A 24,494-nucleotide genomic window follows, 5' to 3' on the forward strand; every position below is an offset into this window, starting at 1 on the left:
TAGTCCGAGGCGAGTGCTCGTCTCGGGATAGCCCTGGACTAAGCTGGGGAGGGAAGGCCTACGCTGCGTGAGGTACTGTGCCCTCAGGCAGCGCGGGCTCAAAGCTCAGCGCCCCCTCCCGACAGTGGCGTGGACGGAGTCCCGTCTGTGAGGAGAGGGCGGAGCCTTCATGGGGGAGCTGAGCTTAGTTAGCTCGGTAGCTGAGCCCCGTGATGGGTACGCTGAAGGTCGAGCTCTTCCACAGCAGCTGAGGCGTCACGGCCGACACGTCGTAGCAGTAGACATAGCCCTTCGTACCGTCGTTGGCTGCTACGTAGAGGCGGCGTGCGTCGGGCTGGAGGATGTCGGCGATGGTCTCCCCGCTAGCAGGCTTGCTGCCCGCAGCGATACCCGCCAGGTAATCGGTGCTGCTGCCCGTCTGGAGGTTGTAGAAGTAGACCTTGCTCCCAGCGGCGACGAAGGCACGGGCTCCGTCGTAGGAGATGGCCTTGGTAGGCGTCTCGCTCTGCTTGTAGCTGACGGGGTTGAGGCTAGGATAGACCGCCTGCACAGCACGAGGCTGGTCGGTATTCGCCCCGACCACGGTCTCGGCGAAGTAGTCCGCAGGGTGCAGGAGTAGGAGCTTGTGGTCCCCCGAGCTCGTACGGTAGAGCAGGACGACATTATGATTGTCATCCGTGTGCTGCATGCTCAGCATCGTCGCCCCCTGGAAGGGGTTCTCGGCGAACTGTAGCCAGAGGTTCCTCACATCGGGCTGTGAGCCCAGCGAGGGGACGAGGACACGCTTGTAGACGATGGAGCTAGAGCTGGCGGACATCGAGTTGACGAGCAGCTCAGAGGTCGCAGCGTTGAAGAGGATCAGCCCCGCAGCACGCGCCGTACGGTAGACCGGGCCGAGCTTCCCCGTCGTCTGATCACGGACGATACCGACGCGGCTCGTCCCGTCGACCCAGGAGGTAGCGACACTCGCTAGGCTGATCGTAGCCCCCGAGCTGAGTGCTCGGCGCAGCGCCTGATCCTGGTCGCGGACGGGCAGCACATCCGACTCACGAGCCAGACGGTAGAGCGAGCCCCCCGTGATGTAGGCCTCGGTGAACTCTGGGTAGGGTACCAGCGCCATCGAACCCACGGTCTGTGAGCCGAAGTTGATGACGGGGGCGTCTACCTGCATGCGATTGGCATGGAGGCGGTAGGCACGGCTGGGCGAGCCGAAGGCCAGCGTGGCGTAGACCTGATTGGAGGCCGAGGGCCCTCCAGTGAAGAAGTGCAGGGCAATCGGCGCAGCAGGCAGTGCCGAGTGGCTAGGGTTGTTCTTGGCGAAGACATCCTGCTCGAAGTCCGCCTGCTCCCCCTTAGGGAAGTAGGAGATATAGCCCTTACTCTGGTCTCCGCTCAGGACGAAGAGCCCCTGGCTGTAGGGCGAGAGCACGCGCACCTTGAACTGCTGCGTATAGGACCCATCCTCCGTATAGATACGTAGGCGGGCAGGCAGCGTCCCGTAGCTGGAGGGCGTGTAGCGCAGCGTCGCCTCCTTGGAGACGACCTTGTAGTCGATACTCCACTCGTAGTGCAGCTCGGCCGAGGTGCCCGCAGGGAGTGTTACCTTGGGCGCGGGGATGACCAGCTCGCGACCGTAGATGACATCGTAGTTCTCAGCCATCTGCTCGCTAGGCGTAGCCAGGGCGAGCGTACGGCGGGGGTCGACCGAGTCATCTTTGTAGCAGGCGCTGAGGCCTGCAGTCAGGGCTAGGGCAAGGAGGCCTAGCTTGACGATATCTTGATAGCGCTTCATTGGATGTATCGTGCTAGGTAAGAGGTGAGCGCTGGCGGTACCGTCTCGCCACGCGACTGGAAGTATTGCTGCATACGGACATAGACCTTGTAGATATCCATGGTCGTATAGTTCCCCTGGCGGAAGAGGATACGGTAGATCGTATCTACATCCCCTCCTGGGAAGCCTGCGATGAGGTAGCGCAGCTTGTCGGCAGAGAAGGCGCCGAAGTAGGCCGTGAAGTAGTTCCACCACGTAGGCTGGGCCACGGCGTTGGTGAAGATCAGCTGCTTACGGATACGGCGCGTGAAGCGCGTCTGCGTATCGCCCACGGGCTGCAGCTCGATGGTCACCGTGTCGTACTTAGAGATGGGCACATCGGTCGGTAGCTGGACATCCTCGTCGGGATTAGGCTCGTAGCCGTAGGTCTTGCTGGGGTCGACGAGCACGCGCTTACCGTCACGCAGCACGGCGATCAGATTGCCCTCGGTGTCGGCCACGGAGATCTTGGAGCGCTCGAGCTTGATCGGCAGGCTGCTGCGGATGGAGTCGGCGGGGATGTAGTAGGTCTTCTCCAGCGCTTTGAGGTAGGAGCCGTCGCCCGAGAAGGAGACGACGCGTGCGGCGTAGGGCACGGGCTGCTTGGAGACATAGCCCGTATAGCGCACGGGCAGCTGTAGCGTCAGCTCGGTCTGGTCACTGGAGATGAGCCCTAGGTCATGCTTCTCGATGGTGTCGACATCACTCGACTGATCGAAGTAGACCTGTGGGGCGCCTTCGTAGAAGCCCTTGGCGCTGAATTCGCCATCATACATCTCGCGGGAGCATGCACTCAGCAGGCTCAGCCCGCCGATGAGGGCCAGGAGGCTATAGGTTCTATGCTTGTTCATCATCTTAGCTGCGTACTTAGCGTGTCACGATTCGGTTGCCGAGCTGGCGCTCCGAGAGCGGCCAGGGCAGGACGAAGATCTGGTCACTGGGCTGGAAGGTCCGGTCGCCCGTGATGCTTACGAAGGGACGGTTGTAGTGCTTGAGCGAGGCGAAGACTTGGCCCTCGCCAGCGTACTCGCGCATGTACTCCTTCATCAGCTCCTCCTCGAAGGCCTCGCGTGAGGCGAACTCCGTGCCGCTGTACTCGTCCAGCCCGCGGCTGAGGCGCACAGCATTGAGCGCGGCGTAGGCTCCGCTGCGGTCGCTGTCGTAGAGCGCCTCGGCCAGGATGTAGTACATCTCGGGAAGGCGCAGGAGGGCGATACCGCGGTAGCGTGCCTCTACATTATTGACCGTGGAGGCATCGGCGAGGAAGCGGATGAAGCGCATCGCGCCCGACTCATTGCGGTAGAAGGCTCCTAGGCGGAGGTCCGTAGCCCCTGCACCGCCAGCACTGGAGGAGTAGAGGCTCTGCAGCAACTCAGCACGGCGGCCCTCGACGATATTCCCCGAGCCAGCCTGAGAGAGCAGGTAGTCAGCGACCAGCTGCATCTGGCGTGGCGCCCAGAGGCCGAAGATCATCTCGCCCGTCGCGGGGAAGGTCACGGCACGCGAGGTATAGCTATTACGATCCACGAGGGCGAAGTCTGCCTTGTGCTCCGTGACGAGGCGGGCATAGCGCGCGGCATTGGTATAATCGCGCATCAGGCGGTAGGTACGTGCCTTGATCGCGTAGACGGCATACTTATTGAAGTGCGTCGTGCGGTTGGCATAGAAGTCCGTCTGCTCGGGGTTGGAGGGCTGGATGCTCTCGTCCGACGCGAGCAGCGCCTCGGCCTCGTCGAGGTCGCGCAGCACGCGCTGATAGGACTCCTGGAGGGTGAAGACCTGCTTGTTCTTCAGGTCATAGTCGTAGGAGTAGGGGATCCCCTCCGTGACGCCGCCTGCCTGCTGGGCTAGGCTATAGTTGCGGGCGAAGAGGCGCAGCACCTCCAGGTGCAGGAAGGCACGCACGCCGAGGGCCTCGCCACGGATGGTCGCCAGGTGTCGGTTCTCGAAGCTGGGACTAACGGCGTGGCTGAGCACGGAGTTGACATTGCTGATGGCGATGTAGAGCTGGCTGAAGGTCGTCTCGATGCGGGAGCGTACCGCGGCATCGTCATAGACATAGTTCAGCGTGTTGTAGGCCTCGCGGTCTACCTGCCCCAGCTGCCCCAGCATCTGCCCGAGCTGGTCCGCCAGGCCGAAGGTCAGTGCCTTGCCATAGAGGTCAGAGCCAGCCAGCGTGCCGTAGACGCCGTACATAGCGTCCTCATAGCCCTTGAGCGTAGAGAACTGGACGTCGGCGGGCAGGGTACCCTTAGGCTGTATGTCGAGAAACTTGTTGCAGGACGATAGCCCCAGCGCGAGTGCCGCACATGCTCCAGCGGCGCGGAGCGTGTATGATCGGATCTTGCTCATATTCGTATGCGCTATTAGAGGGTTTAGAAGGACAGGCGAAGGCTCATCTCCACACTGCGAGCGAAGGGATAGTCGAGCCCGCGCTCACGCTTGACCGTGGAGAGGTAGAAGAGGTCATTGGCCAGCAGCTCGACACGTGCACGACGCATCAGCAGCTTCTTGACCCAGGGAGCATCCGTCTCGTAGCCGAAGGAGAGCGAGCGCAGCGTCAGGAAGTGCTCGCGCTGCACGAAGCGGCTCGTCTGGTAGGGGCTGGAGGTATCGGCGATGTCGCGGTACTTAGCCACGTCCCCTGGCTGACGCCAGCGGTCGTTGAAGACGCGCTTGTCGGCGTTGTAGGCGGGGTTGGCCCCCTCGACTCGGGTGGCTAGCGTCCCGTTGTAGACGACGGCCCCGAAGGAGTAGCCGAAGCTAGCGTTGAGCGAGAAGCCCTTCCAAAAGAGGTAGGACGTCAGCGTCCCGTAGCCCAGCGGACTCGTGTCGCCGAAGACGCGGCGGTCATTGGGGTCGTAGTTGAAGGTGTAGCTGCCGTCACGCTTGATGTACACCTCGCGTCCCGTAGCAGGGTCGATCCCAGCCGAGGGCACGACCTTGAGCGCGGTGAGCGACTCGCCCTCCTCGTAGAGGGGCAGTGGCGTGGTGGAGCGCGTGCTCATCGAGTCGGCCTGGACGGCACGCTCGTTGATCTTGCGCAGCGCGTCACTGATCTTGCGCACCTTATTATTATTGTAGGAGTAGTTCAGCGAGAGGGACCACTGCAGGTCCTTGCCCTGGATGGGCACGACGCGGGTCTGGAACTCGATCCCCTTGTTCTCGATCTCCCCGACGTTCTCCTTAGCCGTGCCGCCCGGCACCCCTACTGAGGGCGCTTTGGAGACATCCAGGAGGAGGTTGTCGGTGAGCTTGCGGTAGACGTCGAGCGTCAGGTCCCAGCGGCTCTTGAAGAGCGTCAGGTCGATCCCCGTATTCATGCTGAGCGTACGCTCCCACTTGAGGTCGGGGTTCCCGATGGTGATGGGCACAGCGCCCGCACCGACCATGTAGTCAATCCCCTTATTATAGTCGTAGGTCGTCAGAGCCTGGTAGGGCTCGAAGGAGACATTCCCCAGGTAGCCCATGCTGGCACGCAGCTTGAGCATCTGGACGTTCTTGTTGCCCTTGAAGAACTTCTCGTTGTGGAGGTTCCACCCAGCCCCGAGGGACCAGAAGGGAGCGAAACGCTGGTTGCGGCCGAAGCGTGAGGAGCCTTCGTAGCGATAGACGACGTCAAGGGAGTAGCGGTTATCGTAGATCGCGTTCCCGTTGAAGAAGAAGCCAGCGCCGCGTGCCTGTGCCTCGGAGCCCGAGGGGCGTGCGCCGCCATCGTAGCCCAGACCATAGCGGGGGTGCCCCAGCTGGTCGGAGTAGAAGCCACGCGTGGTGAAGCTGGAGTTGTCCGTCGTCGTACCCTCAAGGCTGGAGCCGAACATGCTCGTCACGTAGAGCTTCTCGAAGAAGGTCTCATTGTAGGACACCATCAGCTTACCTAGGAAGCCGAGCGAGCGGTCCTGCGACTCCGTCAGCGAGCCGCGCTCCGCGATGGGACGACGGTAGAACTCCCCTGCCAGCGGCGAACGGAAGCGGCGACGCAGCCCCGTGCCCGAGCTGAAGGAGAAGTCCCCATCAATGCGGAACTTGCCCGCCCATACCTGCAGCGTCGTCGTATTCAGCAGGTCCATAGAGTTGCTCCTACTGAAGCTCGAGAGCGAGGCCTCGTAGAGCGGGTTGAACTGCGAGGGCGTGAAGCGCGGGATCAGATCCCCGTACTCGTCGTAGGGACTATTGTAGGGATTCTGACGCGAGAACTCAGAGAAGCTCCCGTAGTTGGGATCCTGGCTGGAGATCTTGTTGACCGTGAGGTTATTCGAGATGAAGAGGCGGTTGGGCTTGTTGTAGGACAGCTTGAAGGCGCCTGAGATACGCTCACGCCCCGACTGCATCATCACCCCATCATCATTGCTATAGCGCAGCGTCAGGCCGTAGCGGACGAAGTTGTCTCCCCCCTCAGCGCTGAGGCTGTGGGACTGCGAGACGCCCGTGCGCAGCGGCTTGGCCAGCCAGTTGGTATTGGTTCCCTGGCGTACCTTGCGCAGCACCTGCTCGCGCTCATTATCGAGACGCCACTGATGCTCGCCCCCAGCCTTGTCGGTGTACACGCCCGCCAGGTCCTCGTAGCGTAGCTTCTCCTCAGGGCTGAGGAGGCTGTAGCCCGAGAGGTCAGGCACCGAGAGGCGGAGCGTCCCATTATAATTGATGCGGATATTCCCCTGCGAGATGGGCTTGGTCGTGATGACGATGACCCCAGCAGCAGCCTTAGACCCGTAGAGGGCGGAGGCCGAGGCATCCTTGAGCACCGTCACGGACTCGATGGTATTCATATCCATGTCGTAGATGTAGTTGACATCCACGATGGCGCCGTCGACGACGAAGAGCGGGAGGTTGGCTGCCCCGGAGAAGGTCGCACGTCCACGCAGGTTCAGCTCGGGGCGCGCATTGGGGTCCGACCCGAGGTCATTGGAGGTGACGACCTGTAGCCCTGGGACGAAGGCCTCGAGGCTCTGCAGTACGTTCTTCGTCCCCATGGAGAGCAGGTCCTTAGCCTTGACGGTGGTCTGCGAGCCGGTGAAGCTACGCTTATCCTTCTTCGTGAAGCCCGTGACGACGACGCCCTCCAGGGTCTGGCTCTCGCTCTGGAGGGTGACGCGCTGCGGAGTCCCAGCGACGAAGGTTACGGTCTGCGTCTTGTAGCTGATGTAGGAGAGGCGGAGCGTCTCCTTGCTGTTACGCGTGCGGAATTCGAAGCGTCCATTGACATCGGTGATGTAGCCGCCTTGCTGCCCTACGATCTGGACGGATACGCCGATCAGGGGCTGGCCTTGCTCATCGACGATCGTCCCGCTGATGACGCCATAGGTCGAGCTCTGACTCTGCTGCTGCGGTGTGGCACTGGGGGCGGGCATAGAGGCCGCCTGTGCCGTCAATACCGAGCTGGCGAGCCATGCTCCGGCGAAGAGTACGGTCGTTAGTCTCATGCGGTGAATGATTTTGCTGTGGACAAATGAGACGGGTGTGCTTTCTCTCTGTCTGCCTTGCGCCCCGCTGATGTACGCTCTACATGCACGGGCCTCCGGGCACACCCTGTTACCAAAATAAGCTAGAGTAGGATACTACTCAGAGCAAAGTTACTAAAAATAGGGCGAAGTTCCCAGCGCTTGTCTACGAGCTCGCCCTCTTCCTGTCATGAGGACAGCGATCCGCTACTGGAAATAATCATTATAACGCCTCCTGGCTCCCTTTTGTTGCGCCCTGACCAAATGCAAAGCCGCCGCCCGATCTGTCCGTGGACAGCTCGGGCGGCGGCTTTATTAGGGCTCGGCCCCGCTTAGGAGCTCATTGAACTACCGGCTAGGAGCGGCCGGCGACGGGGCTGCGAGGTGCGGCGGCTACCAACGCTTCTTCTTGCTGCGAGGCCCCTCGTCATAGCTGCGGGAGCGCTTGCCGTAGCCACCACCACGCTTGCCGAAGTCCTCATCGCGACGCCCCGCGGGCTTGTCGTAGTCGCGGCGCTTGCTGGGGGCGCCACGGCGCTCGCGCTTGCCGCCACCCTCACCGACCTTGTCGGCATAGTCCACGACGATGCGACGGCCGTCGACCTCGTAGCTGCTCATACTGTGGATGACCTCCGAGGCCTCACGCTCGTCGACCTCGAAGAAGGCGAAGCGAGGCAAGAGGTCGATCTTGCCGACCTTGACGCGCCCGGGGACACACTTGTTGATCAGCTCGATGAGCTTATTGGGGAACATACGGTCCAGCTTACCGAAGTTAATGAAGAGACGCTTCATCCCCTCCTCGGCGACGGCGTTGCGCTTATCGCGCTTCTTGCCCTCACCGTCGCCCTGCAGACGGCCGCGCTCGTCAGCCTCCTCGATGGTCTCCTCCTGCTCATAGTAGTCGAGCATACGGCGGAACTCAAGGAGCATCACACGCTTGAGCAGCTCCTCGTGGTCGATCCACTCGAGCTTGCGCGCCAGCTCGGGCAGCAGCGCCTCCAGCGTAGCGTCCTCCGTCAGCTCGACGCGCTCGATGCGCTCGGCCAGGTGGAAGAGCTGCTTGCCGCAGATCTCCGCCCCTGAGGGCAGCGTCTTGCGCTCGATCGTAGCATGGGAGATACGCTCGATGTCGCGCAGGCGACCACGCTCGCGGCTGTGGCAGATGGCGATGGAGATCCCCATCTTGCCCGCGCGAGCCGTACGGCCACTGCGGTGCGTGTAGCTCTCGATGTCGTCGGGCAGACCGTAGTGGATGACGTGCGTCAGGTCGTTGACGTCGAGGCCGCGGGCAGCCACGTCGGTAGCCACCAGGAGCTGAAGGTTGCGGATACGGAACTTCTGCATCACGTAGTCACGCTGCGCCTGCGAGAGCTCGCCGTGCAGTGCGTCGGCATTGTAGCCGTCGCGGATCAGCTGGTCGGCGATCTCCTGGGTCTCCTTGCGCGTGCGGCAGAAGATGATCCCGTAGATGTCAGGGTAGTAGTCGGCGATGCGTTTGAGGGCAAGGTACTTGTGCCGCGCCGATACCACGTAGTAGTAATGCTTGATGTTGGCGTTGCCCTGATTCTTCGTCCCGACGATGATCTCCTTGGGCTGGTGCATGTAGGAGGCTGCGATGGAGCTGATCTCGCGGGGCATGGTCGCGGAGAAGAGCAGCAGGTGACGCTCCTCGGGGACCTGGCTGAGGATGGTCTGCAGGCTCTCAGAGAAGCCCATGGTGAGCATCTCGTCGGCCTCATCGAGGACGACCGTATGCACCTCGTCCAGCGAGGCAGCGCCGCGCTCCATCAGGTCGATGAGGCGTCCAGGGGTAGCGACGATGACCTCTACCCCACGGCGCAGCGTGCGTATCTGCGCCTCGATCGAGGAGCCGCCATAGACGGGGAGGATACGTACCGAGGGGAGGTACTTGCTGTAGTCGGTGAGGTCGTCGGCGATCTGCAGGCAGAGCTCACGCGTAGGGCAGAGGACAAGGGCACGTGCTAGCCCCGAGGGCTTGCCGCCCTCTTCCTCGAGGCTGCGGGCTACATTCTGCAGGAGGGGCAGGCCGAAGGCCGCCGTCTTGCCCGTCCCCGTCTGGGCCAGGGCGATGAGGTCCATAGGCTCACCGAGGAGGTGCGGGATCACTGCCTCCTGCACGGGCATGGGTTGCTCGTAGCCCTTCTCGGCTACGGCGCGACAGATGGGAGCGGAGACTCCCAGGGATTCAAATGTCATTGGATGATGATTCGAGTTACCTTGGGGGGACAGCCGCACGCCGAGCGTACGGGCTCCCCCAAGCCGTCGTGTGTATCCCTGGTTCGCCTCCGACCCAGCGCGACACACGTCTATAAATAATGAGTACTTGCCCGAAGCTAGCGGACGCTAGGCCTTAGGCTGCTCGTCCTGCAGCTCGCGGCTCTTCCCCCCGAGGTAGCCCCCATGGTGACGGAGCGAGTAGTCGTGGTAGGTGAAGCCTATACGCTGCATGACGCTGACCACGAGGAGGTCGCCCAGCACGGTCATGACGGTCGTGCTGGTGGTGGGCGTCAGCCCGAGGGGACATACCTCACTGGGATTGCCCGTGGAGAGGACGACGTCGACCTCTGCCGCCAGGGGGCTCTGGACATTGCCCGTGATGAGGATGAAGGGGATGGAGGGATGCATGCGGCGTGCCAGCTCGACGAGCTCCACGACCTCACGCGTCTTACCCGAGTTGCTGATCAGCAGCATCAGGTCCCCCGCGCAGACCATACCGAGATCGCCATGCTGGGCCTCGCTGGGATGGAGGAAGTAGGCGGGCGTCCCTGTAGAGCTGAAGGTCGTCGCGATGTTGTGCGCGATCTGTCCCGCCTTGCCCATACCAGAGGTGATGAGCCGCCCCCCGCCACGATGCACACGCTCGAGGATGAGCGCGATGGCGGCCTCGTAATCATTGCTCTGGGGGATGGCACTCAGCGCAGCGATCTCCGCCTGGAGGATCTGCGCTATGGTATATTGCTGGGACATTGCTTCTCTTCTTCTCTGCTTCCGGGCTTAATAGCTGGACAAAGATACAGCTTTATCTCTAGAGCCTGATCCTGATCCGAGCTAGGCAGTGTGCCGACTAGGCGGTGGATGAGTCCCGAGGCGGCTAGGAAGACCAAGCCCCGTACTCCTGCTGTGTCGAGGAGTACGGGGCTCAATCGAGGTTCCTAGCGGATTCGAACCGCTGTAAACGGTTTTGCAGACCGGCGCCTAACCACTCGGCCAAGGAACCCTAGTTCGCATTACTGCGCTGCAAAGTAACAACAAAAAAGCGACACGGACAAATATCGCCCGCCGCCCTCCCCCGTCCTCCCCCGTGCTCTCCTCTAGGCTGGGACGCCGCACCGCCTAGCGGGGGAGGGGCGCTGAGGGATATCGGTCAGAGGGCTGAGGGACGGCAGTGGCGAGCGTGAGGGATATCCCTCAGAGCACGGACGGATATCCCTCACGGAGGCGGGAGCTAGGTCTCGCCCCAGCTCCTGCTGAGACAGAGCTCTGTGGGGGCTCAGCGTGCCGCTAGGAGCGTGCTATCGGGAGCGAGCTCGGCACCTCCTGGAGGCAGTGCTAGAGGGCGCGAGAGGAGGCGTATCGCGGGCGTGTGAGGACGTAGCGCGCACGCGGCGCGTAGGACTGCGCAGAAACTACTATCTTTGCTTTACAAACTAATTTAATAAAGCTAACACAAAGACATTATGGAAAAGCCCTATGTGCTAGGCGTCGACATCGGCGGGACGAATACCGTCTTCGGTGTCGTCGATGCGCGCGGCAACGTCGTCGTCAGTGCCTCCATCAAGACCACGACGCACAATGACGTCGAGCTCTACCTCAACGACCTCACCACAGGCCTCAACATGCTCATCGAGCAGGTCGGCGGCAAGGACAAGATCCGTGGGATCGGCGTCGGTGCCCCCAATGGCAACTACTTCACTGGCTCCATCGAGTTCGCCCCCAACCTCCCCTGGAAGGGCGTCCTCCCCCTGGCGAAGATGATCCAGGATCGCCTCGGCATCCCCGTAGCGCTGACCAACGACGCCAACGCCGCAGCCATCGGCGAGATGACCTACGGCGCAGCACGTGGCATGAAGGACTTCATCGTCATCACCCTCGGCACGGGTGTCGGTAGCGGCATCGTCGTCGGTGGCCAGCTCGTCTACGGCCATGACGGCTTCGCAGGCGAACTCGGGCACATGATCGTACGTCGCAACGGCCGTATGTGCGGCTGTGGTCGCCAGGGCTGCCTCGAGACCTATACCTCCGCCACGGGCGTAGCACGCACCGCGCGCGAGTACCTCACCATCCGCTCCGACGAGAGCCAGCTCCGTGCCCTCGATATCGACACGATCACGTCCAAGGATGTCTTCGACGCCGCCTCCAACGGCGATCAGCTCGCCCTCGAGATCTTCGAGAGCACGGGGGCCATCCTCGGGGAGGCCTGTGCCGACTTCGTCACCTTCTCCTCGCCTGAGGCCATCATCTTCTTCGGCGGCCTCACCAAGGCGGGCGATCTCCTGATGAACCCCATCCGCCACCACATGGAGAAGAACATCCTCAACGTCTACAAGGGCAAGACCAAGCTCCTCTTCTCGCAGCTCAAGGAAAGCGATGCCGCCGTCCTCGGCGCCAGCGCCCTCGGCTGGGAGGCTAAGGAGCTCGACTAGTCCCCTAGCCTAAGCATAGAGAGCTCCACTGGAGGCGCCGAGTGCACCTCCGTGGAGCTCTCGCTATTCACCCCCATAGCACATAGGACGATGAAGCACCCTCTAGAGAGCTTCGGCTACTGCCCCCGCTGCGGCAGCTCGGGGCTAGAGCATGTCCACGGGCGCGCCATACACTGCGCTGCCTGTGAGCTCACCTACTTTCACAACGTAGCGGCGGCCGTGGCCTGCTTCGTGCGGGACGCCGCGGGACGCCTGCTGGTCGTGCGCCGTGGCCGTGAGCCGGCCAAGGGCACCCTAGACCTTCCTGGGGGCTTCGTCGATCCCTTGGAGACCGTCGACGGGGCCGTGGTACGCGAGCTGCGCGAGGAGACGGGGCTGGTGCCCCTGAGGCAGCGCCTGCTCTTCTCCCTGCCGAACATCTACCCCTACTCGGGGGTGGAGGTCTATACGGCCGACCTCTTCTACGAGGTAGAGGTCACCAGCCTCGAGGGTGCCGTCGCGATGGACGACGTCGCGGAGCTGGTCGTCGTCGCGCCCGAGGAGCTCCGCGCTGAGGACTTCGGCCTACAGTCCATACGCCAGGCCGTAGCGCGCCTCGTCGCCGAGCCTGACCTTCTGAGCCCTCGCTGATGTCCCTCAACCTCGAGCGCCTCAAGGGCTACGCGCCGCTCTGCTTCATCGCCACGGGTATTCTCCTCTGGCGGTGGACGGCGCCGCTCTCGGCGGTGCTGCCGTGGATCATCGCGGCGATGCTCTTTTTCGCCGTGCTGACGATGCCGCTGAGTCGGCTGCGTCCACGGCGCGAGCACCTAGTGATCTACCTCATCCAGATGGGGCTGGGGGCTGTGCTCTATAGCCTGCTGCGGCTGTGGGATCACGAGGTGGGGCTGAGCCTACTGATGTGCTTTCTCGCTCCAGCTGCGACGGCCGCGGGGGCGATGACGAGCCTCATGGGCGGCGACACGGGCTTCGCGACGGCCTACACGCTGCTGACGCACGGGCTGATCTGCCTCGTGGCGCCTATCCTGCTGCCCCTGCTGGAGCCACAGGCCAGCGTCTCCTTCTGGGCGCTCTCGGCTCAGGTAGGGATGCTCGTGGCGCGCATGGTGCTGCTACCGATCGCTCTGGCGCAGCTGGTGCGCTACCTCATGGCGCGCCGCGGACGCCAGCCTCAGCCGCAGCGACGGCTGACCTATTGGCTCTGGCTGAGCTCTCTCATCTTCATCCTCGGCAAGGCGGTGGCCTTCGTCTCGGGGGGCATCGCGGAGACGGACCTGGGGCGCCTCGTGGCCTCCTTCGCCGTGGGGTTGGTGGCCTGCGCCCTGCAGTTCAACCTCGGTCGCCTCCTCGGGCCACGCCTCGGGGTGGATGTCGTGGCCTTCCGCCAAGCGATGGGGCAGAAGAATACCGCTCTGGTGCTGTGGCTCTGCATCGCCTTCCTCCCTCCGCTCGCTGCCCCAGGGATCGCGGGCTACATCGCCTGGCAGAACTTCTTCCTCAGCTACTACATGAGCAAGACGCGCCTCTAGCGCCCCCGCTCCGCCCTAAGGCCCAGCGCTGCTCCGAGTCTGCCCGCAGCCTTGCCCTCCGACTGCAGCGAGCTCCTTCCCCCACGCCCCGAAGTCCTTCCCCGCTGAATCCCTGACATCCCTAAATACAGCGAGCGCCCCACGGTCACTAGGATCGTAGGGCGCTCGGCTTTAGTTAGAGGGCTAGGCCCAGGCGGGGCTTACTTCTTGGAGCAAGCGTCGAGGAGCACCTTGACGGTCTCGATCTCGAGGCTGTGTGCAGCACCCGTGTTGCCGATCGTACCGCTCATGTAGGCCACCTGCGTGTCCTCCTTGATGAGGCCAGAGGCGATGAAGCTCTTGATACCAGCAGCCAGACGCTCACGCTCGCAGTTGGTCTCGCCAGCGTAGTGAGCCGTCACGCCGTAGCTGAGGGCCAGCTGACGGGAGAGTGTAGCATCGTAGCAGACAGCGCAGACAGGTACCGTAGCACGGAAGCTCGAGAGGTAGCGCGCCGTACGGCCAGAGAAGCTGTCGGTGATGATCGCCTCGGTGTTGATGTCGCGGACGCTACGTACAGCCTGCTTAGCCAAGAAGGCCGTCGTGGTGCTAACTTCCTTGGAGTAGGGCACCTCATCGTCGTAGTTGAGCGCCAGGTCGGCCTCTGCCTTACGTACGATACGAGCCATGGTCTGTACAGCCTCGAGGGGGTACTTACCGTTGGCCGTTTCGCCCGAGAGCATGACAGCGTCGGTGCGGTAGTAGACGGCGTTGGCGATGTCGCTGACCTCTGCGCGGGTAGGCAGGGGATTGTCGATCATCGTGTGGAGCATCTGCGTAGCGACGATGACGGGCTTCTTAGCATCGACACACTTCTTGATGATCATGCGCTGGATGCCGGGCACTTCTTCTGCGGGCACTTCGATAGCGAGGTCACCACGAGCGATCATGATACCGGCGCAGTTCTCGATGATCTCATCGATGTTGTCGACACCTTCCTGGTTCTCGATCTTAGCGATGATCTGGACCTTGCTCTGGTACTCGTCGAGGATCGTCTGGATCTCAGCGATGTCCTTCTTATTGCGGACGAAGGAGTGCGCGATAAAGTCGATGTCGTGGTTCTTGAGGCAGTGCAGGATGTTGTTGCGGTCCTTCTCGGTCAGCGAGGGCAGGTCGATGCGGACGCCGGGGACGTTGACACTCTTGCGGCTGCCGAGCTTACCGTTGTTCTGGCAGGTAGTGAAGAGCTTGTCGCCTTCCTTCTTCTCTACGTCGAAGGCAAGGGCACCGTCGTCGACCAGGATACGTGCGCCGACGGGAACATCCTTAACGAAGTTCACGTAGTTGACATTGATCGTCTCGTTGTTGGTCTTAGCCTCGGGGTTCGCCATGAAGACGACCTTATCCCCAGCCTTGAACTCGCGCTTGACCTCGGAGTCCCCTTCGAGGACGGTCGTACGTACCTCGGGACCCTTGGTGTCGAGCAGGACTGCGACGTTGGGCGAGACAGCACGCGTGTTGTTGATGACGCGCGAGATGCCTTCGAAATTCATGTGTGCCGTGTTCATACGCACGACATTGACACCAGCCTCTACGAGGGGACGGATGAACTCTACGTCACAACGCAGGTCGGAGATGGTGGCTACGATCTTAGTTCTCTTCATAATTCCTATATAATATATGGGTTTGCTGTGGCTGTGCTGTGGTCTTAGGCTCTAGGGCTAAGTAGCGGGATGAGGGCCTCGATGCCGAGGCGGTAGACATCCATGCTGAGTCCCGTGATGACCCCACGGCAGGCGGGGGCGATGAGGGAGCTCTGGCGTATGGGCTCGCGCTGATAGACCTGCGAGAGGTGCACCTCGATGGCGGGGAGCTGAGTCGCGCGCAGGGCGTCGGCAAGGGCTAGGGAGGTGTGGGTGTAGGCGCCAGCATTGAGTACGATGCCCGAGACACGCTGATCCTGGAGCTCGTAGAGGCGCTCTATGAGGCCGCCCTCATGGTGGGACTGGAAGTAGGTCAAGCGGAGACGCTCGTCGTAGGCTGCATGGAGGCGCTCTAGGCAATCCTCCATCGTCTCTCGACCGTAGAGTACAGGCTCCCGCTGCCCTAGCCTAGCGAGGTTAGGGCCGTTGATGATCTCTATCCACATCTGTTCCTTCGAGACGGTATCCATTGACTTCTTATCTTTGCAAAGATAATTAAAAATAAGCAGCCCCTATAGTGTCACAGGATCTACGCGCTAAGTACCTCGGCTACCTACGCTTCGAGCTCAGTCTCTCGGATAATACCTGCGCTGCCTATCTGGCAGATGTAGACAAGCTCCTCGGGTGGATGGAGCGTGAAGCGCTACCGCTGGAGCAGCTCGACTACAGCCAGCTGCAGCACTTCGTCGCCCAGCTCTATGACCTGGGCATACACCCCAATTCGATCGCCCGCATCATCTCGGGTGTGCGGAGCTTCGGTCGATGGCTGGAGCTGGAGGGCTACGTCGCGGCCGACCCTACGACACTGCTCGAGGTGCCGCGCAAGGGGCGCTACCTACCGACGGTGCTTACCACCGAGGAGGTCGACCGCATCATCGAGGCCGCGCGCAGCCGAGGCGGCATCGAGGGCCTGCGCAATGCCGCCTTCATCGAGCTCCTCTTCAGCTGCGGGCTACGCGTGAGTGAAGCCTGCCACCTACGCTTCGCCGACACCTTCCTCGACGAAGGCTACATACGCGTACTGGGCAAGGGGAGCAAGCAGCGTCTGGTGCCGCTGAGCGACTCCGCCACCCAGGAGCTGCGGCGCTATCTGGCGCATCCCGACCGCCCGACGCCCAAGCGCGGCGAGGAGGAATACATCTTCCTCAGCGCCCGGGGCAAGGCCATCTCGCGTATCACCGTCTTCGTCTACATCAAGGAGGCCGCGGCCGCGGCGGGCGTCGAGAAGAACATCAGCCCGCACACCTTCCGCCACAGCTTCGCCACGGCGCTGCTGGAGGGCGGCGCTGGGCTGCAGGCCATCCAGCTGCTCCTCGGGCATGAAGATGTCGCCACCACGGAGATCTACACCCATATCGACCGCACGCGTCTGCGCGAGCAGGTAGAGCGCTACCATCCGCGCAACCAGCAGCCCAAGGGCTAAGCCCACCGGGGGACGCGCCCCCGCCCGTCTCTAAAGGTCGTCCCCCGTCCGCTCGCCACGCCTCCCCTCCTCGCCTGTGCCCGCGATGGAGTGCCCGTTTGGACTGCAAGTAGTGTTTTTGTGTGTACATCCCCTCCTCGCCTGCACCCGCGATGGTGTGCCCGCCGCAGCCTGCGGCGTCCTAGGCCCGCCCTTCTCCTCATCTTATGCTCCCTTCGTCCCGTCCCAAGGCGCAAGCTTGCCCTCATCCTCGTGGGGGCTCCGTCCGACCTATCCCTCAGCTCGCTGACCGATATCCCTCACGGCGCTGACTGACGACCCTCAGCCGCCTGACTGATATCCCTCAGCAGTCCTCACGGATAAGCCTCAGCAGACGTCCTCCCTTAGCCTCATCTTTGTTCTCAGCCGCTGCGCGCTAGGTGCCCTGCCGAGGAGGCCAAGCGCCGTCCCCCGGGCGAGCACCCCTACCCTACCCGCGGGGCTAGGCTCGGGGCTGCAGGAGAGGGCTCGGCAGGGGACGCTGGCGGTGCCGCGGATTCTTCGTATCTTTGCGGCGTCGATCCGCACATCGTCTGTCGACCAGCCCCGTGTAAGCGAGGCGCCCCGCTGGCGATGTCGGTATTTTGTTTCATTTCATACAGTTATAAGTCATGTCTTATATCGATTCCGCGAAGAAGGCCGAACTCTTCGCCAAGCACGGTAAGGGTGCCACCGATACGGGTAGCCCCGAGAGCCAGATCGCGCTCTTCACCTTCCGCATCGCTCACCTGACGGAGCACCTCAAGTCCAACCGTAAGGACTACAGCACGCAGCGCGCGCTCAAGATGATCATCGGTAAGCGCCGCCGTATGCTCGACTATCTCCAGAAGGTAGACATCGAGCGCTATCGTGCCATCATCAAGGAGCTCGGCATCCGTCGCTAGTCGTGTAGACCTAGTCGCACACTAGATAAAAGCAAGCGCCCGCCCTCGCGACCCTGTGTCACGAGGGCGGGCTGCTTTTTGCCCGAGCCCTGGCGGCCGAGCTTCCTCCCCCGAGGCGCCACGTGAGCAGCTAAGGGAGCAAGACGAGCCGACTGAGGGAGAAGCGCCACTCAGGGAGCCTTAGCCCAAGGGCAAGCCTAGCCCCTCGGCGCCCCAGCTCGAAGCGCAGGATGCACGGCAGGGCGCGGGCAGCTCCCTATACCGCGCAATAGCCCCAAAAGTCGTATCTTTGCGAGGCTGAATCAACTGAATACAATAATAACTAGATAAGACAGCTATGTCACTACAGGAACATCGTGGCCAGGACGCCCTGGACACCATCGACGAGAAGATCCTACAGGGTGAGGACTTCTTCGAGCGTCACGGCAAGAAGCTCCTCATCGCTCTCGGCATCGTCATCCTCCTTGCTCTCGGTGCCTTCGCCTACTACAAGTTCGTGCACGAGCCCAAGGGCATCAAGGCTGCCAACCAGCTCTACGTCGCCGAGTCCCAGTTCATCGCCGGACAGGACAGTCTAGCCCTCAAGGGTGCTGGCGCTGCTAGCCCAGGCTTCGAAGCCATCGCCAAGAACTACTCCGGCACGGACGCAGGCAAGCTCGCACACGCCTACAGCGGCATCTGCCTCTACGACATGGGCAAGTATCAGGAAGCACTCGCAGAGCTGCAGAAGTTCTCCTCGGACGACCAGCTCGTCGCTCCCTCCATCCAGCGCATGATGGGTGACTGCTACGTGCAGCTCGGCAAGTACGAGGACGCCGTCAAGGCCTACGAGAGCGCTGCCAAGCTCGCCGACAGCGAAGCCATTTCCCCCAGTTGCCTCATCAAGGCTGGCCACGTATACGAGAAGCTCGGTAAGTACGACAAGGCCATCGCCGCCTATCAGCAGGTCAAGGACAAGTACTACACCAACACGGCAGACGCTGAGCGTGTAGAGGCCGACCTGATCCGCGCTCAGGCCGCTCAGGCTAAGTAAGCGCCCGCGGCATGTCTACCATCGACCATATCAAGGCGAGCTACCACAGCGAAGTCCCCTCAGCCGAGGGGCTTCGCGTGGCCATCGCCGTCGCCGAGTGGAATAGCAACATCACCGAGCCCCTCTATCTGGGTGCCGTCGAGGTCCTCCGCCGTCAGGGTGCGGCCGAGATCTGCACGATGCGCGTCCCTGGAGCCTTCGAGCTCATCAATGCCTCGGCACGCCTCAAGGCCGAGGGCTACGATGCCATCATCGCCATTGGCTGCGTCGTGCGCGGGGATACTCCCCACTTCGACTACATCTGTCAGGGCGTGACCCAGGGTCTCGCGCTGCTCAATGCCGAGACCAAGCCCTCCACGGCGCCCGTCATCTTCGGCGTGCTGACCACGGAGACCATGGCGCAGGCCGAGGACCGAGCAGGCGGCAAGCTAGGCAATAAGGGTGCGGAGGCTGCCGAGACGGCGCTAAAGATGTGCCGGCCTATTTGCGTAATTGGAAAATAGTCTGTATCTTTGCACTGCAAACAAACGGAAAGGGCAGTTACCAGAGTGGCCAAATGGGGCTGACTGTAACTCAGCTGGCTTACGCCTTCGGTGGTTCGAATCCATCACTGCCCACTACTCCAATGCAAGGACTGCGGAAGTAGCTCAGTTGATAGAGCATTAGCCTTCCAAGCTAAGGGTCGCGGGTTTGAGCCCCGTCTTCCGCTCTAGAGCGCTCCCACAGGCGATTAAGCAAAGCGAGCACATCGATAGCCGATGTGCTCGCTTTACTTTTACTCCTCCTCCACCTTCATCAGAGCTCAGGCCCAGCCTTATCCGAGCAGCCCTCCCCCACGCCCAAACGAGTAGCCTCACCCCGCTCCGACAAAGCTGACTTTTAATTCGCTCCACACCCCACTTTTAATTTGAGGCAGCATTAAACAATAGTATCACAGCTCCTTACACACCACCTCGACAGCACCCACTTTTAATTCGGAGCGAGGGGCACTTTTAACTTCGGAGGAGCAGAGGGAGGGGGAAAGGCAAGCCGAAGGACAAGAAAAAGCAGGGGGCACAGCGCGATGGTGCTGTGCCCCCTAGCTTTTTAGGTGGGGTCGAGAGGACAAGTCGGAGGAGCTGAAAGGACTAGCCGAAAAAGCTGAGAGGGCTAGTAGAAACAGCGGGAAAGACTTACCGATAAAGTTGGGAGAGCTTGCTGACAGAGCGGAGCGGCCTTAGCCAAGGAAGCAGGGAGGCTTGCCGACAGGGCGGGGAGCCCTCAGCCGAGGAGGCGGTAGGCGTCCTCGTAGTGGCGGTAGAAGAGCTCCCAGTCGGCACGCTTGGCCAGCTCGTAGGCCGAGCGGCGCTGTACCTTCGCTTCGTCGGGCGTCAGAGCCAGCTGCTCGCCGATGAGCTCCGCGATACGCCCGATGGCCTCATCGACATTGCGGTCGTCACGCGGCACGATGTGCACGGGCTGGTGCTTGAGCTCGGCGAAAGGCTTGGTCTGCTGCTCCTCCTCTGCCCAGAGGCCGAAGCCCGCCAGCGTCGTCGTGATCGTCGGGACGCCGTAGCGGATGCTCTCCAGCGGCGTATAGCCCCAAGGCTCGTAGTAGCTGGGGTAGATGGTGAGGTCCATCCCCACGAGCAGGTCATAGTAGCTAAGGTCAAAGATGCCGTCGATGCCATTGAGGTAGCAGGGGACGAAGAGTAGCTTCACCTTACCCTCGGCGCGGTCCAGCCCACGGTGGCGGATGTGCGCCACGGCGCGGTCGTGGTCGGTATTGTAGAGCCAGTGTGTCAGCTCGGGATGCTGCAGGGGCTGCTGTGCGGGTTCCTCGGGGTGCGAGAGCAGGTACTGCAGCTCGGCACGTGGCCCAGCCTCCCAGGCGGGGACGAGCAGGCAGGCGACGATCTCGCGCTCGCCCTGGTACTGCTGGGCGAAGCGGTAGAGGGACTCGATGAAGAGGTCTATCCCCTTGTTGCGGTACTCGTAGCGGCCGCCGAGGGAGATGAAGTAGGCGCGCTCGTCGATGGGCGTACCGTAGAGCTTGCTCGCTACGGCGGCGAGCAGGCGGCGAGCCTTACGGCGCTTGGCAGCAAGGCTCGAGCTGAGCGGCGAGGCACCGACGTGGAAGCCGTTGGGCAGCACTACGGGCTCGCGCTCCAGCAGCTGCTTCGCCTCGCGGGCCGTCAGGCGGCTCACGGTGGCGAAGACGTCGGCCGTATGCGCGGCACGCTTCTCGAGGGTATGCTTGGCCTCTACCCCCAGTTCGCGTGCCATCTGATCGCCCTGGTACGCATCCATATAGGTGTAGAGCTCCTTGTAGTTGCCCGCGATGGAGCGCCCCACGGTGGTGGCGTGGGTGATGAAGATAGTCTTAACCTCAGGGGCGTGCAGGTGCAGCCAAAGGAGTCCCAGCCCTGTCTGCCACTCGTTGAAGAGCGCGATCTGCTGCTTGGGCTGGTAGTAGCCGAGGATGCTCTGCATGACGCGTGCAGCGGCCACAGCGAAGAGGCAGGACTCGTCGTAGTCGCCATAGCCCTTATCCCCCTCGATGCCGTATTCCTTCCAGGCCTCGAAGTAGAGCTCACCCTGCTCCTGCCACAGGGGCTTGAAGTCGACGAGGACGACGGCGGGCTCGCCCGCTACCGCCCAGCGCCCTACGACCAGGCGCAGCCCAAGCTCTGCCGAGGCCTCGCGCTGCCAAGCTGCCAGCTCAGGGACGGCTGTAGGGATGAAGTCTAGCGGAAGTGTATCCCCCTCTGCGGCGAGGAGTGGGCCTACGAAGATGATGTCCTGGGGATGACGGCGCGTCATGGTGGCCGCACGTGACGCTAGGACGGTGTAGATACCGCCCATCTTATTACATACCTCCCAACTGGTCTCGAGTAGCATAGCCGTAAGTAGTTAGAGTGAATAGATCAGAGCTCTAGACCAAAGGTACGCAATTATCCGACACCGCGCCAGCGCTCGCAGCGAGATCGCGCCACGCGCTATAGGTCCTTGCTCTACCCTCGTACGGGACACAGCTGAGGGATATCCATCAGCCTCCTGAGGGACGTCCATGAGCGCCGTGAGGGCTATCAGTCAGGCCTCTGAGGGATATCCATCAGCAGGCTAAGGGCTAAGGGGCAGCGGCGGGAGGGACTTATGCGTCTTGGGCTAAGGCATAAGGAGGCCTTCTACCCCACCCCCTAGAGAGGTAGATAGGACGGGGAAATCAAGGGAAGGAGAAGTAAGGAAAAGCGGGGGCGGAAGAAGTGCCGTGCAGAGCTCAGCCCCCCTTGGGGCTTAGACGAAGAGGTCGGCGAGGATGCCGTCTGAGACGAAGACGCCGCGCTCGGTGAGGCGCAGGACGCCGCCGACATCCGTGAGGCGCCCAGCTGCGAGGTAGGGGGCAGCAGCGCGCCGAAGCGCCTCAAGGGCCTGCGCGCCGAAGCGCTCGGCATAGTCGGCATAGACGATCCCCCACTGGGTACGCATACGCGTGAGGATGTACTCGTGCTGCAGCTCCTCCGCCCCCAGCAGCTCCTCCTCGTAGTCACGCGCGCCGCGCTCCATACCTGCGATATAGTCGCGGAGCGAGGCGACATTATAGCTACGGCGACGCTCCCCGTCATAGGTGTGCGCCGAGGGGCCGAAGCCGAGGTAGGGCACGCCCTGCCAGTAGCCCGTATTGTGCTGGGCATAGCAGCCAGGGCGAGCAAAATTGGAGATCTCGTAGTGCTCGTAGCCCGCGGCCTTGAGGCGCTGGATGAGCAGCTCGAAGAAGCGTAGGCTGGCCTCCTCGTCCACCGCCTGCACCTTGCCCGCCTGCAGCAGGCGCATCAGCGCCGTCCCCTCCTCGTAGATCAGATGGTAGGCGGAGAGGTGCGGCACGTCGAGCTCGAGGAAGCGCGCGATATTGGCCTCCCAGAGCTCCTCCGTCTGTCGGGGCAGGCCGTAGATAAGGTCGAGGCTAAGGTTCGTGAGGCCTTCGCTGCGTAGGGCGTCGACAGCCGCCGTGACCTGCTCGGCGCTATGGCGGCGGCTGAGGAAGCGCAGATCCGCCTCGTGGAAGCTCTGCACGCCCATGCTCACGCGGTTGGTCGGCAGCTGCGCCAGCCCTCGGGCATAGTCGGGCGTCACGTCATCGGGGTTGCACTCGATGGTGATCTCCCCACCCTCAGCTATAGGATAGTGGCGCCAGATGGTTTCGAAGAGGCGCTCCAGCTCGGGGATGCTGAGCTGCGAGGGCGTACCGCCGCCGAGGTAGATATGCTCCACCAGCTCGCCCTCGGGCAGCTCCGAGCGGCGACTACTGAGCTCTGTCTCTAGGGCACGAAGGAAGGCGAGCCGCTCGTCCTGCTTCGTCTCCTTGTAGAAGTCGCAGTAGGAGCAGCGGCTCGCGCAGAAAGGGATATGGAGGTAGAGGTTCAATGCTGCTGCTCCAGTCTGAGGGCGGCTAGATTGAGCTCCAGCCCGTGGGCGATGGGCGTCGCCACGCCGAAGCTATTGACTGCCTCGACGCCGAACTCCGCGCAGTCATCGCCGACGAAGTCCTCCAGCGTCAGGCGGCACTCGGGGCTACGCAGCCCCTGGGCCAGCAGCGTCGCCGTGCGGCGGCCGTGGCTGTCGGTCGTCGTCACCCAGAGACGGTAGGTGATACCGCGCGTGGAGGCGCCTCGGGGGAGCGTCCAGGAGAGGTTGAACTCCTTCTTGGACACGAAGACAGCGTGCAGCCCCTCGGGAGCAGCGGGCGCCGTAGCCTCGCCGCGCTTGAGGGCCAGCGGCAGTGCCGTGGAGGCAAAGGCCTCCTCGATGACCTGACGCACCAGCGGGAAGCGGCTCGAGGTATGCTGCTCGCGAAAGAAGCAGACGCCACCCAGCCCGACCTCACGCTCTTCGGCGATCTGCTCGGCGATGACGCTGCTGGGCCAGCCGCTCTCCTCGACACGGTAGGCCGCTAGGCCTGGGATGACGGGGATATAGGGGGCGACCTTCTCCTTCCAGTCCTGCAGGAAGGGGCTATAGAGGTCTCCGCGGTAGTACATCATAGGTACGACGAAGTCCACGAGCCCCTCGCGGCCCCAGGTCTCGGGGTCCTGATAGACGGACTCATAGGCCGTCCAGCCGTGGCTACGGCCTAGGTCGGGGATCATCTTCAGCTTGCCCAACGGAGCGACACTGACCTGGATGTCCGAGCCGATGCTCGCCAGAGAGTCGCGTACCTCACGCAGCTGACGGGTGAGGTTATCCCGGCGCCAGGCCGCCTTGCTAGGGAAGCTGCTGCCGTAGCGCGCGTAGCTCGTGCGGTCATTGAAGGTCTCGGCGGCCTCTGGGTAGCGGAAGTAGTCGAAGTGCACGCCGTCGATGGCGTAGCGCCGCGCTAGGTCGGTAGCCAGGTGCGCCACGTAGCTGCGCACCTCGGGGTTCCCGGGGTCGAGGTGATAGCTGCCCTTGTGGGCGATGGCCCAGTCAGCATGATCACGCAGCAGCGGATGGGGGCTGCGCTTGGGTGAGACCAGGGGATAGGTCACCATCCAGGCGTGGACGGCGAGCCCCAGCTGGTGGCAGGCCTCGACGGCGTAGGTCAGTGGGTCGTACCCAGCCTCGAAGAAGCCTTCGCCCGCGATAGCCGGTGAGGCGGGCTCATAGGGCGAGCGGTAGAGCGTCGTACCGCTGTGGCGCACCTGCAGGAAGACGGTGTTGTAGCCGTCAGCCTTGAGGCGGCGCAGCGTACGATATAGGGATTCCTTCTGCCGGCGTATGCCGTCGGGCGTATCGGCCTTATCCTTAGGCCAGTCGAGCCCCCAGACGGTGGTCAGCCACACCCCGCGCATCTCCTGGCGTATCGAGTCCCCCGTAGGGCGCACCCAGGGGGTGAGCTCGATGGAGGTCGTATCGACCTTGACGGGCGGGACTACGGGCTGGGGCTGGGGACGGCGTACCCCACAGGCGCTGAGCAGCAGGAGGAGGCTCAGCACGGAGAGGCTACGGCTATAATACTTCGTCGGCATAGGCA

At 62.6% G+C, this 24,494-nt stretch carries 18 protein-coding genes and 3 tRNA genes; 9 read left to right on the forward strand and 12 right to left on the reverse strand.

Features of this window, described 5'->3' with window-relative positions; translation table 11 throughout:
• Positions 1 to 184: 184 nt before the first annotated feature.
• From Q0248_RS04875 to Q0248_RS04905, 7 genes are all read right to left on the reverse strand, one after another.
• Positions 185 to 1,792 (reverse strand): hypothetical protein, encoded by a 1,608-nt coding sequence (locus Q0248_RS04875; RefSeq protein ID WP_299320366.1) that lies wholly within the window; start codon positions 1,790 to 1,792, stop codon positions 185 to 187.
• Positions 1,789 to 2,661, reverse strand: a complete 873-nt coding sequence (locus Q0248_RS04880) for a hypothetical protein (RefSeq protein ID WP_299320369.1) — start codon at positions 2,659 to 2,661, stop codon at positions 1,789 to 1,791. The genes Q0248_RS04875 and Q0248_RS04880 overlap by 4 nt, the downstream gene beginning before the upstream one ends.
• 16 nt (positions 2,662 to 2,677) lie before the next feature.
• Positions 2,678 to 4,162, reverse strand: coding sequence for a RagB/SusD family nutrient uptake outer membrane protein (locus Q0248_RS04885; protein ID WP_299320372.1), 1,485 nt, complete (start codon positions 4,160 to 4,162; stop codon positions 2,678 to 2,680).
• A 23-nt stretch (positions 4,163 to 4,185) separates the two neighbouring features.
• Positions 4,186 to 7,233: a SusC/RagA family TonB-linked outer membrane protein gene (locus Q0248_RS04890; protein ID WP_299320375.1), complete on the reverse strand. Its 3,048-nt coding sequence runs from the start codon at positions 7,231 to 7,233 to the stop codon at positions 4,186 to 4,188.
• 411 nt (positions 7,234 to 7,644) lie between these two features.
• Positions 7,645 to 9,468 carry a DEAD/DEAH box helicase gene (locus Q0248_RS04895; protein WP_299320378.1) on the reverse strand — a complete coding sequence of 608 codons (1,824 nt, stop codon included), beginning with the start codon at positions 9,466 to 9,468 and terminating at the stop codon, positions 7,645 to 7,647.
• Positions 9,469 to 9,615: 147 nt separating this feature from the next.
• Complete coding sequence (locus Q0248_RS04900) at positions 9,616 to 10,239, reverse strand: SIS domain-containing protein (protein WP_299320379.1); 624 nt, start codon at positions 10,237 to 10,239, stop codon at positions 9,616 to 9,618.
• 179 nt (positions 10,240 to 10,418) lie between these two features.
• A tRNA-Cys gene (locus Q0248_RS04905) sits at positions 10,419 to 10,489 on the reverse strand.
• 460 nt (positions 10,490 to 10,949) lie between these two features.
• Between Q0248_RS04905 and Q0248_RS04910 the strand changes: the two genes are divergently transcribed.
• The 3 genes from Q0248_RS04910 to Q0248_RS04920 all read left to right on the forward strand — a co-directional run bounded on the left by Q0248_RS04910 (position 10,950) and on the right by Q0248_RS04920 (position 13,444).
• Positions 10,950 to 11,915 (forward strand): ROK family protein, encoded by a 966-nt coding sequence (locus tag Q0248_RS04910; RefSeq protein WP_299320382.1) that lies wholly within the window; start codon positions 10,950 to 10,952, stop codon positions 11,913 to 11,915.
• A gap of 90 nt (positions 11,916 to 12,005) precedes the next feature.
• Entirely contained in the window at positions 12,006 to 12,545 is a 540-nt protein-coding gene (locus tag Q0248_RS04915) for an NUDIX domain-containing protein (protein WP_299320384.1), read from the forward strand.
• Positions 12,545 to 13,444 carry a sodium Bile acid symporter family protein gene (locus Q0248_RS04920; RefSeq protein WP_299320387.1) on the forward strand — a complete coding sequence of 300 codons (900 nt, stop codon included), beginning with the start codon at positions 12,545 to 12,547 and terminating at the stop codon, positions 13,442 to 13,444. Before Q0248_RS04915 ends, Q0248_RS04920 begins: the two co-directional genes overlap by 1 nt.
• A 200-nt stretch (positions 13,445 to 13,644) precedes the next feature.
• Here the strand turns inward: Q0248_RS04920 and pyk are convergent, their stop codons facing one another.
• Entirely contained in the window at positions 13,645 to 15,090 is a 1,446-nt protein-coding gene (gene pyk, locus Q0248_RS04925) for a pyruvate kinase (RefSeq protein WP_299320496.1), read from the reverse strand.
• A 41-nt stretch (positions 15,091 to 15,131) separates the two neighbouring features.
• Positions 15,132 to 15,596 (reverse strand): type II 3-dehydroquinate dehydratase, encoded by a 465-nt coding sequence (locus Q0248_RS04930; protein ID WP_299320390.1) that lies wholly within the window; start codon positions 15,594 to 15,596, stop codon positions 15,132 to 15,134.
• A gap of 44 nt (positions 15,597 to 15,640) precedes the next feature.
• On the opposite strand from Q0248_RS04930, the gene Q0248_RS04935 reads away from it, so the two are divergent.
• From Q0248_RS04935 to Q0248_RS04960, 6 genes are all read left to right on the forward strand, one after another.
• Positions 15,641 to 16,549 (forward strand): tyrosine recombinase, encoded by a 909-nt coding sequence (locus Q0248_RS04935; protein WP_299320498.1) that lies wholly within the window; start codon positions 15,641 to 15,643, stop codon positions 16,547 to 16,549.
• Positions 16,550 to 17,199: 650 nt separating this feature from the next.
• A complete protein-coding gene (gene rpsO / locus Q0248_RS04940; RefSeq protein ID WP_211788716.1) occupies positions 17,200 to 17,472 on the forward strand; it encodes a 30S ribosomal protein S15 in 273 nt (90 codons plus the stop codon).
• Positions 17,473 to 17,809: 337 nt separating this feature from the next.
• Positions 17,810 to 18,505 (forward strand): tetratricopeptide repeat protein, encoded by a 696-nt coding sequence (locus Q0248_RS04945; protein WP_299320394.1) that lies wholly within the window; start codon positions 17,810 to 17,812, stop codon positions 18,503 to 18,505.
• A gap of 11 nt (positions 18,506 to 18,516) precedes the next feature.
• The gene (gene ribH / locus Q0248_RS04950) at positions 18,517 to 19,008 is read left to right on the forward strand and encodes a 6,7-dimethyl-8-ribityllumazine synthase (protein ID WP_299320397.1); all 492 of its coding nucleotides are present in this window, start codon (positions 18,517 to 18,519) and stop codon (positions 19,006 to 19,008) included.
• Between the two features lie 31 nt (positions 19,009 to 19,039).
• Positions 19,040 to 19,122: transfer RNA gene (locus Q0248_RS04955), tRNA-Tyr, on the forward strand.
• 19 nt (positions 19,123 to 19,141) lie between these two features.
• Positions 19,142 to 19,214, forward strand: a tRNA-Gly gene (locus tag Q0248_RS04960).
• A 551-nt stretch (positions 19,215 to 19,765) separates the two neighbouring features.
• Here Q0248_RS04960 and Q0248_RS04965 read toward each other — a convergent pair.
• The 3 genes from Q0248_RS04965 to Q0248_RS04975 form a co-directional block, all read right to left on the reverse strand.
• The gene (locus Q0248_RS04965) at positions 19,766 to 21,385 is read right to left on the reverse strand and encodes a glycogen/starch synthase (RefSeq protein ID WP_299320398.1); all 1,620 of its coding nucleotides are present in this window, start codon (positions 21,383 to 21,385) and stop codon (positions 19,766 to 19,768) included.
• A gap of 396 nt (positions 21,386 to 21,781) precedes the next feature.
• Complete coding sequence (hemW, locus tag Q0248_RS04970) at positions 21,782 to 22,909, reverse strand: radical SAM family heme chaperone HemW (RefSeq protein ID WP_299320400.1); 1,128 nt, start codon at positions 22,907 to 22,909, stop codon at positions 21,782 to 21,784.
• Positions 22,906 to 24,489: a family 10 glycosylhydrolase gene (locus Q0248_RS04975; protein WP_299320401.1), complete on the reverse strand. Its 1,584-nt coding sequence runs from the start codon at positions 24,487 to 24,489 to the stop codon at positions 22,906 to 22,908. The genes hemW and Q0248_RS04975 overlap by 4 nt, the downstream gene beginning before the upstream one ends.
• Between the last annotated feature and the right edge of the window lie 5 nt (positions 24,490 to 24,494).

The organism is uncultured Porphyromonas sp. (assembly GCF_938046015.1).
Classification (GTDB): Bacteria; Bacteroidota; Bacteroidia; order Bacteroidales; family Porphyromonadaceae; genus Porphyromonas.